The organism is Acinetobacter sichuanensis (genome assembly GCF_003024515.2).
Taxonomy (GTDB): Bacteria; Pseudomonadota; Gammaproteobacteria; order Pseudomonadales; family Moraxellaceae; genus Acinetobacter; species Acinetobacter sichuanensis.
Window position 1 is genome coordinate 88496 of the sequence record NZ_PYIX02000006.1, and the last position, 13487, is coordinate 101982.

Below are 13487 nucleotides of genomic sequence, written 5' to 3' on the forward strand. Positions count from 1 at the left end.
CTCTTTATTTTTCACAGCCGATCTAAGACTTTAGTCTTAGAAAGGTCTTAAATTTATTTCTTTTTTATCTATTTTAAATTTTTTATTCTTATTGAAAAATACCGTAAATAACACACCATCAATGGGGTAAAAATATTGAGAATATATCTTCAATAAAATAAAAAAGGTAAAGATCAAATCAATCAATCTTTACCTTTTTCACAATTTCATTTTAAACAATAAAATTGCTGTCATTTATTTATAGTGAATATCAAAGGTTTTATCTGTGATAAATAAAAAAGTAACATCATTGTCTTCTTGTGCGCCATGAAACATTACTTCACCCTCAGGAAACCAAATAAAATTCCCTGGTCCAAATGAACCTTTAGAAGTAACTAAAATGCCGTCAAGCACATACATCCCATGTGCACAATGATGTGTATGTGATTTATTCATAAACCCAGCTTTATAACAACATTTAGAAATCGACATTCCAGATGTGTTGTCTAAAAATAATGGCTTCATCAAAATACTGGCATCCAACTCTGGAATTGGCAGTTCTTGCCACGGCATACGATGACTGTCTACAGTGATGACTTCTTGAGTATTTTCCATAATTAACGCTACATTATTCCATTCATTATTTATTCAAGACAAACAACTAAACATAAAATAGCTTAAAAAGGATAATTCGGTGCTTGTGCTTGAATTGTCATCCATTGCCATTGGGTAAATTCATCTGCATTGGCAGGACCACCAATACGTGTACCATTACCCGAAGCACCAAAACCACCAAATGGATTCAGCGTTTCATCATTTACAGTTTGATCGTTGATATGTAACAAACCTACTTTGAGTGACTGTGCGACTTGCATTCCGTGACTCACATTTGAAGTAATAATACCTGCTGACAGTCCATAATCGCCTGCATTTGCCAGTTCAATTGCTTCTTCATCTGAGGCAAATGGAATAAGCACCGCAACTGGACCAAAAATTTCTTGTTGGAAAATTGGATTATCTTGATTCACTTGCGATAACACAGTTGGTTCAAAGAACACACCATTGGCAACCCCACCAACCTCTAACTTTGCCCCAGCAGCAATGGCATTTTGTACAAGTTGTTCAACACGCTGACATTGTTTTTGATTGATTAAAGGTCCGATATTGACCTGTTGATCCATCGGGTTGCCAACTTTGAACTGTTTCACTTTTTCAATTAAACGGTTCTTGACTTGTTCAAAAATAGACTCATGAATCAGCACTTTACCCGAAGTCATACAAATTTGCCCTGAGTGTAAGAATACGCCCCATGCAATATTCTGCGCCGCCAGTTCAATATCTGCGTCATTTAAAATCAGTAATGAGTTCTTACCGCCCAACTCTAATGAAACTTTTTTTAGCGTTCTGCCCGCACCTGCACCAATGATTCGTCCAACTTCAGTCGACCCTGTAAACTGAATACTGGCAATATTAGTGTCATTCACCAAGGCTTCGCCTGCTTCAGCGCCACCCGGTAACACATGTAATAAGCCAGTCGGTAAACCTGCCAATTCAAAAATACGTGCTATCGCAAAACCACTACACACCGCAGTACGCTCATCGGGTTTGAGCACAACAGCATTTCCCAATGCCAAAGCAGGTGCCACTGCTCGAATTGCTAAATAAAGTGGAAAATTAAATGGTGAAATCACCCCAACCACACCCAAAGGAACACGTTTTGCGAGGCTTAATTTGCCATTTTGTGACGGTAAAATAGAACCTTGCTCACTTGATGGTAATGCTGCTGCATTTTTTAATGCCTGAATGCATAATTCAACTTCAAAACTCGCTTTCATGAAGATTGAGCCACTTTCTTTGACTAACCACTCAATGATTTCAGCTTTATGGTTTTGAGTAATTTGCACCGCATTTTCAAAAACTTGAGCACGCTCCTGATAACTTAATGCCCACCATGCTGCTTGAGCTTGTTTTGCTTGTGCTGCTGAAGTTTGAATATCTTTTGGTTGAGCATAACCAAATGTACCTAAAGCTTCTCCAGTCGCAACTTCAGTGGCTTGATATGTTTGTTCTGCTTTTGTCCATTGACCTGTAAAAAACTGATTTTCCCAAATCTCTGCTGTCAACATGCTCATTTGCTTATCCTCTCGAATTATAAATTGATCCATTCAAAACCATGTGCAAATCATCTTTAACAAGCTATTGCTCTATAAAATAATTTGATTCTTCTATAGAGCATTTAACATGCCAAAAATAAAATATTTAAAATTCAAAAAGATAAAAAATAAATCTAAAAAAGTGTCGGTATTTAGGTCAAATCAATCTATCTCTATGTCCAATAAAACGACACTTTTATTGTAGCCATTTCACAATCTTAGTTTAAATATTTATAAACAGTTGAACGTGAGATTTTCAGCCTTTTCGCCACTTTAGACACATTCATATTTTCCTCTTGATAAACACGCTTAATGGTTTCGCGCGTCACATCATCCAAATTGGTAATATTTGTAAGTGTCTGCGTTGTCGATTTAACTTCGTCTTGTAACATCAATTCTGTAATCATTTCATCATCAGAAAAAACTGCCGAAAGTTTCAATACATTGATAAGCTCTCTAATATTTCCTGACCATTTATAATTTAAAATTTGTTCTTTCACTTTTTCAGAATAACGATATTGTCCTAAATCAGCCAAAATCGCATTGGCAATCAAAAGCTTGTCATCACGGTCACGTAAAGGACTAAGTTCGATTTCATAACCACGAATCCGATAATATAAATCGCTTCTAAACAGCCCTTGTTCGACCATCTCTTTTAGATTTCGATTGGTCGCACAAATCAGTTTAAAGTTCGATTTTAACGCTGTCCGTCCACCGACACGATAAAACGTATTGTCTTGTAAAACTCTTAAAATTTTGACTTGTAAATGAATCGGTAAGTCGCCCAATTCATCTAAAAATAAAAAACCACCATTTGCAAGTTCAACTAAACCGACTTGCCCTTTGCTCTTTGCCCCTGTAAATGCACCACCTTCATAACCAAATAACTCAGCCTCAAGCAAATTTTCTGGAATCGCTCCACAGTTAATTGAAATAAAAGGCAGATTTTTGAAATTTTCATGGATTTGTTGGGCTAAATATTCTTTGCCTGTCCCTGTTTCCCCTGTAATCAAAATCGGAATATTGGCTTGAATTGCTCGAATACATTTTTGTAGTTTAAGATCTGTGGTTTTATTTGGTTTCTTTTGATGAATCACTTTGGCATAACAAAAAGAATGATCATTTCGTTTTAATAGATGTGTTGCATCTGTTTTTTGCATCAAATGATCAATATTTTCAAAAACTTCTGTGATGGTCTGCCCTAATATTTCTTTTACATCACAACCAATCAATTGACTCGCCACTTGATTCATATGCGTAATTCGCCCTTCTTGATCCATCCCAATCAGACCCGAATAAGCACTTTCAATTAAATCAGGCGTATTTTGAAAATATAAAAAATGGGTAATGCTTTCTGTTTTTCGAATGTACTCATTTTCAAATTTATAAGACTGATAAAGCAAATGATATAACCAATTTCCCGTTGCCATTTTGGTTTTTGAGGTAATATCGAGCGCGCCTAAGACATCGCCTTGACCATTAAAAATAGGCACTGAAGCACATGAAAATGAAGAAAACTCCGTTAAATAGTGCTGATGACCATTTAAAGTCATGGGTAAACTGGCATGAACACTACACACAGGTGCAATCGTTCCGAAGTTTTCCTCTGCAACAGATCGCCCACGTTGTAAAAAATGATATAAATCATCAAAACGATCATCATGTAACTCTTGAACGATCAGTCCTGCATTATTGATCAAAAAAACACTAATATTTTGTTGTTTATATAAATTAAAAATATCTTCTAAATAAGGTCGAGTCATCCGAGCAAAGCGTTCATCATCATCATTTAATTCATTGATTGAATAGTTTTTATTTTTTACCGCTGAATTATAAGGGGTTAAACCTGCATCTTTCGACTTTTGCCATGAATCCAAGATTGGCATGTGATGACGATCTAAATCAGGGCGAATACCTGACTCAAAAAATTGATGTTTAATACTTTCCCATGCACTTAATTCAATTACATTATTCATAAAAATCCCTTTAAGAATATCAGCCTAACTGCCTTTAGTATTTTATATTTATGCCGTAATTTTCAACAAAAATACAATTTTAGCTTAAACAAAATATTCGCTATTCTTGCAAATAGCCAATCATAAAAATTCTACCTTGCAACTCAGTAAAAACAAACCAACAATAAAATCATAACTTTATACTTTAAAAATGATGTCACTTGAAAATAGCATATCATCATGATCAAAGTGTCTATTTATTGGACACTCGTCTATAAACAAGACACTTTTAAAACAATAAAAGTGTCTATTATGATTAAAAATCAAATAGTTAAAATATGGCATACTTTTTGAAAGTATTAAGTGTATAACACGTGATTGAAGCTCATTATTTTTCAACATTCACTCACCGATCAACATGGAATTTATTAAATTAAGGATATTACAATGACAGATTTAATTGATATTCAAGCGGCTGTTACTGCGGGTAAAGGCGCCGATTTTAAATTAGAACAGTTAAAAATTCGTGCTCCGAAAAACAATGAAGTACTGGTTAAAATTGTTGCGACAGGCATGTGTCATACCGACTTGATTGTTCGTGATCAATATTATCCTGTTCCACTGCCTGCGGTTTTAGGTCATGAAGGTGCAGGTGTTATTACTGCGATTGGTGATGCAGTTAAAGACTTGGCTGTGGGTGATCATGTCGTGCTCAGTTATGGTTATTGCGGTTCATGTAAACAATGTAATTCAGGTAATCCAGCCTATTGTGTTGACTTTTTTGGGCGTAATTTTAGTGGTGCAGATCCACAGGGACATAACGCCATTTGCCGACATAATCATGAAGCGGTTCATGATCACTTTTTTGCACAGTCTTCATTTGCAACTTACGCTTTAAGTTTAGAAAATAATGCCGTTAAAGTCGATAAAAATGTACCTTTAGAATTACTGGGTCCATTAGGTTGTGGTATTCAAACGGGTGCTGGCGCAGTGATGAATACACTTAAAGTGAATCCCGCGAGTAGTTTTGTCACCTTCGGTGCTGGTGCAGTCGGTTTAAGCGCGTTATTGGCTGCAAAAATTTGTGGTGCCACCACAATTATTGCAGTTGATATTGTTGAAAGTCGACTTGAACTTGCCAAAGAATTAGGCGCAACACATGTCATTAACAGTAAAGAAACGGATCCAGTCGAAGCCATTAAAGAAATCACTCAAGGTGGTGTAGCTTTTGCACTTGAGTCTACAGGTCGAACTGAAATTTTAAAACAAGGTATAGATGCGCTTGGCATATTAGGAAAAATTGCAATTGTTGGCGCACCACCTTTAGGTACGTTGGCACAGTTTGATGTCAATGATCTTTTACTTGGTGGAAAAACTATTGTAGGTGTTGTTGAAGGCAGTAGTGTTCCAAAAACATTTATTCCTGAATTAGTTACACTCTATCAGAAAGGTTTATTTCCATTTGATAAATTGGTGAAGTTTTATGATTTTGCTGACATGAATCAGGCGGCATTGGACAGTCAAAACGGCATAACACTGAAACCTATTATTCGTATTGCCAATTCAAACTAAATCTTTCGGGCACGGCTGTTTTTAATCATACAGTCGTGCTTTTTTATTACATCTGCAAAAATATTGATGATTTGCAACAACATTTTCCTTTTATAGGATGTTTAGAATAATATTGCTGCCAAGCATAGCTAGATGTAAGAATTAGAAAAGGGATTATTGTCCTTTATTAAAGAGTATTTAAAAACTCTGAACGAAACACTGGATTATCTTCATCAACAATTTTTTTACCCTCAGCAATACTTTTTGGTACTACTCCATTTAAAAAAGTATTGTTATAAATTGGTGCCAAAGTCTCTAAATTAGCTGTAACTGGTATTGAATTAAGAGCTTTTAAAGTCTTTAAGAGATTATTTTTAAAAACTTTAGTATTTTTTAAATGCTGTTCTACAATACTTACTCTAGTTAATCTTGAGATAAATATTTCATACTCTGTGATAGTAATTATCATTTTTTTTACATCATTATAAAAATTTAAGCCATAAACCTTGTTTATCTCTAAAACAATCATATCAACTCTAGATGAACTTGATCCATGTATTTCTCTAGCTTTTTCAGAGACAATTAAATAAGATGAATTTAACTTCAGAAATTCTATCTTTAGTTCCTGATGATACTTCTCTAAAGTGTTAATTTTATGTACATCTTTCCAATCGTTATATAAATACAAAGCTACAAATGCAGCGAAAAAAGTCGCTGTAGCTGTTAAGTAATCAGAGCTTATATCAAAGTAGAAATTTGCTAATTTCGACAAACCCAAGCAACTAAAAAATATCCCTATAAATACCGAAACTAAAAATTTTATATTCATAAAAAAGCCCCATTCAATGGGGCATAGTTTAAGCAGCATTCAACTTTTTTGCTATCTCGGAAGCTGTTGGATTGTAATAAGTATTCACCAATACACTAAGGGTTTTACGCCCTGTCACCTGCGCCGAAATCTCTGATGTAAATTTGAGTAAATTAACCTGAAAAATAAGCAAAAAGTGCTGATAAATCGCAGGTATTAAAAAAGGGCTTTAAGTTATTATTTAAACTTAAAACCCTTATGCCGTAAGGCTTGTATCTTGGTAGGTTTAACCAGATTCGAACTGGTGACCTCTACGATGTCAAAGAACAGTACAACCTTAAAAATCAATTAGTTAAATATTATTGGTGCCCAAGTTGCGCCCTTTATTTTGTTACAAAAAACAAAAGGTAACAGTTTATTCATTATTAATATCACACTAAAGCGATATTATTTTATAAAACCTCCACTTAGTAGTCATCAAAATGCTTAAAAAAATTATTTTTTCTCTATTATGCATAACAACAACTTCCTCTTACTCTTTTGAAGTTTACCAATTTTTAAATTGGCACTACTTAAAGACACCAACTGGGGAAATGAAGTATTCCAAAGAAGTTACAGGTTATGATGATATTCTAGCATCCATAGGGATGAAGAAAATGAATGTAATATACCCAATATACTTACTTACAGACAACAAAGCTGATCCTGAAAAAATCAAGAAAATTGCTGAAGCTACAAAAACAGACCCAAATACACCTGTTTGCTTTGATATTGAAATAGGTGTTGCAAACCAACCTGAGACTGATTTACCTGTGATTCTTGATGCATTAAATATGTATCATAAATTTGGAGGCAAGGCTCCTGTAGGTGTTTATGGTGTACTACCACAAAGAACTCCTAATAAAAAAATGTCAGAAAATCAAAAAGCTGATTTTGTTGCCCTTAATACCCAATATAAAGCTATTGCAGAAAAAGTAGATTTTCTCGCACCAACTTTATACTTCTACTCATTGAAAGATATGGATATTTGGAAAAATAAGGCGCAATTCAATATGCAAGAAGCTAAAAAATACGCGCGTCAATATGATTTAAAAATATATCCTTTTGTTTCACTAAGTAATTGGGATATTCAAAATAAAAGATTTTTTATTACCCCTATGACTGAACAAAGCATGACAACTGCTCTTTCATTCTTAAAATCGCAAGGTGCTGATGGAGTGGTGCTTTGGGAAAGTGGTTCATCTAGACATGCTAGTGATAAAATGCCAGCAGTATTTGATATGAATAGGGATTCTTTTAAATCTGTTGTAAAGATTATCGATGACAATAAATAATATAACAAAAAGCAGTCTTATTAGACTGCTTTTTCAAATAATTTACGTTCTAAGGCTCGTCGATTTACTAAACCCTGCATTCGTTTACCTCCCGCTTTCACCCACACATCAAACTGAACAGCTGCACCTTTGTAGTCGCCACTATTCAATTTTTTGAGCAATGTAGAATCTGAAAAAGCACCTGTTCCGATGTTATAAGTTAAAGAAACTAAGGCATCGAACTGATTTTGATTCAAAGCAACAGTGACTTTATTTACAGCAGCTTCAAATTTTTTAAGATCAGATACCATATATTTAAGGTACATTTAGGTTTATTTAAATTTTCTAGCTCTTTTTCGTACTTAAGTTGCACTTCCATTAGGCGTTTATGGGCCCATTGAATGCATTCTTCAGGAGAGTCACGCGTTGCTGCGTCACGGAGATGTTTGTATTTGACTTGGATGCGCCAGGCATTGCCACGTTTGACAGGTTTTTGCATAATTACTAACTCTAAATATTTGGGGCCGTAATTTGGGCACCAAAATCTTTAAAGACACATACGTTCTTCAAATTTGGCGCCCAAAAGCGAAATATAAAGCAGTTTTTAATGCAAATTTTGAGTATTTTGATTACTCAAAGCTGACCTATTTGACATAAAAAACAGGGCAAAATCACTACAATTTTGCCCTTATATTATTGATATACATCAATAAAAATCTTGGTAGGTTTAACCAGATTCGAACTGGTGACCTCTACGATGTCAACGTAGCGCTCTAACCAACTGAGCTATAAACCTAATGTGGTGAGAATATTATTCATTTTTCTGTCATCTGACAAGCTTTAATTGTTCTTCTTTAACTCATTCGTACACTCTTTAAGCAAAGCTTTGAAAGTTTTTATATCATGCTGATTTTCTTCACCTAAATATACCATTTTTTGGAAAATTTGATTCAACTGCTCAAAATGGTGGTGTTGTGCTGAATGTTCTGACAGACGCATCATCCATTGCTGAAAGGTTTCAGACTCTGCTTTTTGCAAAGCAGGATTTAATTGTCGATTAAACTGAATAATACTCCGTTCAAGTGCAGTCAACTGTCGAGAGGCACGGAATTTAGTCACCCCCCAATACAACAATAACAAAGCTAAAATACCCAAAACCAGTACCAAGCCATAACTATAACTTGAAGTTAGCCCCAGCTTTTGCATCCAGCCATTTTGCTTCTCGGCATCATAACCCACGACCTTACTTTGCCATTGATAACTTGCATAATCACTCCACACGCGTAAAGTTCGCAAAACCGAAGAATGTTGCAAGCGTAAATTGGAATAATTGCCATCTCTAAAAATACTGCGGTCATCCGTCATGAGATTTTGCATCCCATTGTCAATTCGCATTGGTGCAATCATTGCTGTTGGGTCTATACGTTGCCATTGTCCATGTACATATACCTCTGCCCATGCATGTGCGTCCAGTTGGCGCACCTCCCAACTTTGTCGATCAGGCGCCAACTCACCGCCCTGATAACCGGTCACTACACGTGCAGGAATCCCGACATAACGCATTAACAAGACAAAACTTGATGCATAATGTTCACAAAAACCTTGTCTGGATTGAAATAAAAGTTCATCAACACGGTTATTGCCGAGTCTGCCGGGTGCAAGCGTATAAACAAATTTTTCCTGTTTATACCAATTCAAAACATTCTGAATATATTGTTCAGGTTGCGCATGGCTTTGCTGATACATTTTCTGTGCGAAAAGCTGTGCTTTAGGATCACTTGCCTTTGGATATCTTAGGCTATTTTTCAGGATTTGTGCGTTAAACTGCCCCGCTTGCATCTCTGTAGCCTGTGTACCCACCCATTGCAGTTGAATCGGCTGTGTACGTTGCAACAAGCGTTTTGGGGTAATGGAATCGTCCTGATTCAACTGAAAACGTGGTTCCAAAGGAATAGATTTTTCCAGTCCCGTGATCCATTGTTGCGCAGGATCATTTGCCAAATATTGATAATGAAAACTTTTTTGTTGTGTTGACGGCGGTTGGGCATTTTTAGTTTGTTTATTAATAAAACCACTCGTCCACCGTGTTCCATCATACTGATCCAAAACCAAAGCGCGCCAATATAAATCACTGCGTTTCGGCAACTGTTGCATATCACCAATAATTCGAAATGCCAAGGCACCAGATTGCGATAATTCGGCAATATCGCCCGGTGACATGCTGTCACTCAGTCCTGTAGTGGCTTGATTATTGGGAATCGGAATTTGCCATAAGGGTGGTAGGCGTGGAAAAAACATGAATAATAAAATAAAAAAGGGCAAAGCCAAACCGATAAACTTAAGGATGTGCCATGAATCTGTTTTCAACGACTGTAATATCGGCTGTGTGCTGATAAAATTTGCGGTCTGTACCCGATATAAGCCCACCAAGCAACTGATTAAACAACATAAAACCAATAACGCCATCCAAAAAGCCTGTGTGTGCAAAAATAAACTCGCACTGACAAATAAGGCAAAATTAAACAGGATGATAAAGTCACGTTTGCTTTGTGTTTCCAAAGCCTTGGCAAATAAAAATGTCGATAAAACGGCTGTGCCTGCTTCTACACCTAAAAAAGTCCGTGAATTGACATAAATGATCAGCATTGCCAGCAAGGCAAATAAAATTTTCGGTGCTTTGGACAGTATTTTAGGAAGATGAATGACTTGGTGTCGATTGAACTTGTAATAATAAAATGCCAGACCCAAAATATTCAGCAAAAATAAAATCGCTAGTGGTATGGGCATATACGCCATTTGTGCGATTAAAATTAAACTTAAGACCAATAAAATCGAAATTTGAATGGATTTATTCATGATCAACTCTCCTAAGCCTGCGCCAATAAGGTTCTGATATGAATATAATGCCGTTCACCCACGCCATTTTCAGTTTGTGCATGCGGTAAAATAAGACTATACGGCGTTTGACTGTGTTCGCACTGATCCACCAGTTCCATCATCAAACTCAGTTTTTCTTCGTGGTCTGCGCTTGGCATTTTGCTATATTCAATTTGCATGATGTGTGTATCCACCAAGTCTTCAAATTGCTTGACAAAAAGCCCCTGTCCTCGTGCTGCCTGTTTCCATGAAATGCTTTGTAATGAATCGCCTGTTTTAAAGTTTCGTAGTTCTTTAAACTCGTCCAAATCAGGTTCACCTGTATTGGAATAGTGCTGTAAATTTTGTGTAAACGCTTTGGCTTCAGGTGCAATCCAATAGGATTCGGTCAAATAGATATAAGTCCATGCCCGTACTAGTCCAAGTGGATAAGTTGAATAAATCTGAATTGGTGGAATTTCAAATTTTCCACGTTGTTTGGGAATAAAAACCAGATCAAAACTTTGTTGTTTTTCTTCAAATAAAAAACTTTGAACGGATTCATCTTTTTTGGATGGATCTGTTTCATCCTGTTTATTTTTTTGAGAAATATGATGTTGTAAATCAGTGATTTTAATATTTAAATATTTTGCAGTTGCATGTTGTTGCTGCATAATAATTTTGACAGTAAAAGCTTCGTTGACCTTGCCCACTTCATCGACTATCACTTGTAAGGTGACACCATGTAATTGCTTAAAACTTAAATAAAAACTGATACATAAAATCGCACTGATTAAAAAACAAAAACCTAAAATCAAGTTATTGCCATAGTTAATCCCTGCAATAAAAGTGATCAGAATCAGCACCAAATACAAAAAACCTTGCTGATACAGAAAGACCAAGACTTCATTTTGTTTCAGCGTGCGAATTCCCGTATAGCGAAATCGCAGATGCAACCAACGGACAAATCTTTTCCCTAACATCGTCAGATTTCCATTAGCCTTTCACAGATACTTTTTGCAGCAATGCCTGTGTTTCTGTTTCACCCAAACCAATACGATGCGATGCCACCGCCACAAAAACCGCCTGTACATCATCTGCAATCACAAATTGACGCTTTTCAATCAATGCATAGGCTTGTGCGGCTTTTTTCAGTGCCAATAATCCTCGTGTAGATAATCCATGTCGACCTTTTCGGGTTTCTTCAGCCAAATCAAGCATATAATCAAAGACCAAATCATTTACTGTCATTTGATTGACTATACTTTGTAATTGCAAAATTTCTTGTTGCTGAAAAATAGACTGTAATTCTCCAATCAAATCATGGCGTGACGCTTGTTGTAATAATTGTTTTTCCGCCATCCGTGATGGATAACCGAGTGACAATCGCATCATAAAACGATCTAGCTGTGACTCAGGTAAACTGTATGTACCACTTTGAAAGAGCGGGTTTTGTGTCGCAATCACCCAAAATGGTTTGGGCAATTCATAACGTATACCATCGACCGTGACATTGCCCTCCTCCATTGCTTCCAACAACGCACTTTGGGTTTTGGGACTGCAACGGTTAATTTCATCAGCCAACAGGATTTGAGTGAAAATTGGACCGAATTTAAACTCAAACTGGTGTTCTTTTTGATTAAACATATTGATCCCAATGACATCACTTGCAAGCATGTCATTGGTAAATTGAATACGTTGAAAGTTCAGACCTGCAAGTCGTGACAGACTACTTGCCAAGGTGGTTTTACCAAGTCCAGGTAAGTCTTCAAACAATAAGTGCCCACCCGCCAACAGACTGCATAAAGCAAGTTTGGTTTGTTGTGGTTTATCTAAAATAATTTGATTAATCTGGCTTAAAAATGCATCTATTTTTGGGTAATAGCTCGTTAAATCATTGGATATGTGTGCATGTTTTTGTTCTGTATGTTTTTGCTGCGTTGTTCCCCAAATCACCTTTTATTCCCCAATAAAATTTTTTAATTTGTATAAGTACAAACATACACGTTTTTATACAATACTCAAAGTTATAAAAAAATATTGAATAACAATATTATAGAGTAAGGCATTCCCAGTTTTAGCTTATTTCCTGATGATAAAGATATGCTCACAAACTCAAATCATGATCATGACTCATCTTATTTCTAGAGTAATTATGAAGAAATATCAGATAAAAATTACAAATGATTTACCAATAACAGCAACTTCAATACAACTAAATTCACAATCAAATCGTAGTTTTCTCGTAAATTAAGTCTAAGTTAAGAAATCAAGAAACTTCGAGAAGGAGTTTGAACATGAAATTACAAGCAATAATCGGTGCAACAGTACTTGCAGCAACACTGATGACAACTGCACATGCAGATAATTCAACACGTGTTGCCCTTTCTTCTGGTTTAGGCAGTGTTGTTGGTGCTGCAATTGGTAATCAGATGGGAGGAAGCACAGGTGCAATGATCGGTTCTGCCTTAGGTGGTGCTGGTGGTGCTGCGGCTTCAAGTGATCGTCGTGATCGTACAGGTGCGGCAATTGGTGGTGCTTTAGGTGGTGCAGGTGGTTATACAGTGGGTCGAAATGTTGCAGGCTCAACAGGCGGCTATGTAGGAGCTGGCTTAGGTGCAGCAGGTGGTTCAGCACTTGGACGTAAAGTAAGTGAAGACCGCCGTTATGATGATCGTGATGACCGTCGCTACAATGACCGCTATGATCGTCGTTATGATGGTGGCTACCGAGGTAGTAACTATCGCTATAATGATCGCCATGACAATGGTCGTCACTTAGGTCATTATAAACGCAAACATCGTGACTAATTTTTCTCTATAAGCTCGTTAAGAACAAACTCTTTTTCACCTAGATCGTTAGAACGCAAGCT

10 protein-coding genes, 1 tRNA gene and 3 pseudogenes are annotated in these 13487 nt (G+C 36.3%); 3 read left to right on the forward strand and 11 right to left on the reverse strand.

All coding sequences use genetic code 11. The annotated features are described in order from the left end of the window. Nucleotides 1-234: 234 nt before the first annotated feature. The 3 genes from C9E89_RS06000 to C9E89_RS06010 form a co-directional block, all read right to left on the reverse strand. Nucleotides 235-594, reverse strand: coding sequence for a cupin domain-containing protein (locus C9E89_RS06000; protein WP_228198987.1), 360 nt, complete (start codon nucleotides 592-594; stop codon nucleotides 235-237). Nucleotides 595-656: 62 nt separating this feature from the next. Then, nucleotides 657-2111 (reverse strand): benzaldehyde dehydrogenase, encoded by a 1455-nt coding sequence (locus C9E89_RS06005; protein WP_107007358.1) that lies wholly within the window; start codon nucleotides 2109-2111, stop codon nucleotides 657-659. Nucleotides 2112-2350: 239 nt separating this feature from the next. Beyond that, on the reverse strand, nucleotides 2351-4108 hold the full coding sequence (locus tag C9E89_RS06010) for a sigma-54-dependent Fis family transcriptional regulator (protein ID WP_107007359.1): 1758 nt from the start codon (nucleotides 4106-4108) through the stop codon (nucleotides 2351-2353). A 426-nt stretch (nucleotides 4109-4534) separates the two neighbouring features. Between C9E89_RS06010 and C9E89_RS06015 the strand changes: the two genes are divergently transcribed. Next, nucleotides 4535-5659 carry an NAD(P)-dependent alcohol dehydrogenase gene (locus C9E89_RS06015; RefSeq protein WP_107007360.1) on the forward strand — a complete coding sequence of 375 codons (1125 nt, stop codon included), beginning with the start codon at nucleotides 4535-4537 and terminating at the stop codon, nucleotides 5657-5659. A 166-nt stretch (nucleotides 5660-5825) separates the two neighbouring features. Here the strand turns inward: C9E89_RS06015 and C9E89_RS06020 are convergent, their stop codons facing one another. After that, nucleotides 5826-6467, reverse strand: a complete 642-nt coding sequence (locus tag C9E89_RS06020) for a hypothetical protein (RefSeq protein ID WP_107007361.1) — start codon at nucleotides 6465-6467, stop codon at nucleotides 5826-5828. A 28-nt stretch (nucleotides 6468-6495) separates the two neighbouring features. Further along, nucleotides 6496-6600 (reverse strand): annotated as a pseudogene (locus tag C9E89_RS23775) (tyrosine-type recombinase/integrase); the annotation flags it as partial. A gap of 328 nt (nucleotides 6601-6928) precedes the next feature. On the opposite strand from C9E89_RS23775, the gene C9E89_RS06030 reads away from it, so the two are divergent. Beyond that, nucleotides 6929-7780: a hypothetical protein gene (locus C9E89_RS06030; RefSeq protein ID WP_107007362.1), complete on the forward strand. Its 852-nt coding sequence runs from the start codon at nucleotides 6929-6931 to the stop codon at nucleotides 7778-7780. A 20-nt stretch (nucleotides 7781-7800) separates the two neighbouring features. Here the strand turns inward: C9E89_RS06030 and C9E89_RS06035 are convergent. From C9E89_RS06035 to C9E89_RS06060, 6 genes and pseudogenes are all read right to left on the reverse strand, one after another. Beyond that, nucleotides 7801-8073: pseudogene (locus C9E89_RS06035) on the reverse strand (lysozyme); the annotation flags it as partial. A 53-nt stretch (nucleotides 8074-8126) separates the two neighbouring features. Further along, nucleotides 8127-8258, reverse strand: a pseudogene (locus C9E89_RS06040) (tyrosine-type recombinase/integrase); the annotation flags it as partial. 220 nt (nucleotides 8259-8478) lie between these two features. After that, nucleotides 8479-8555 (reverse strand) — tRNA-Val (locus tag C9E89_RS06045). A 44-nt stretch (nucleotides 8556-8599) separates the two neighbouring features. Beyond that, nucleotides 8600-10615 carry a transglutaminase family protein gene (locus C9E89_RS06050; RefSeq protein ID WP_107007364.1) on the reverse strand — a complete coding sequence of 672 codons (2016 nt, stop codon included), beginning with the start codon at nucleotides 10613-10615 and terminating at the stop codon, nucleotides 8600-8602. 11 nt (nucleotides 10616-10626) lie between these two features. Continuing rightward, nucleotides 10627-11598: a BatD family protein gene (locus tag C9E89_RS06055; protein ID WP_107007365.1), complete on the reverse strand. Its 972-nt coding sequence runs from the start codon at nucleotides 11596-11598 to the stop codon at nucleotides 10627-10629. Nucleotides 11599-11611: 13 nt separating this feature from the next. Next, nucleotides 11612-12571 carry an AAA family ATPase gene (locus C9E89_RS06060; protein ID WP_107007366.1) on the reverse strand — a complete coding sequence of 320 codons (960 nt, stop codon included), beginning with the start codon at nucleotides 12569-12571 and terminating at the stop codon, nucleotides 11612-11614. A gap of 341 nt (nucleotides 12572-12912) precedes the next feature. On the opposite strand from C9E89_RS06060, the gene C9E89_RS06065 reads away from it, so the two are divergent. Continuing rightward, a complete protein-coding gene (locus tag C9E89_RS06065; protein ID WP_107007367.1) occupies nucleotides 12913-13425 on the forward strand; it encodes a hypothetical protein in 513 nt (170 codons plus the stop codon). Nucleotides 13426-13487 lie beyond the last annotated feature (62 nt).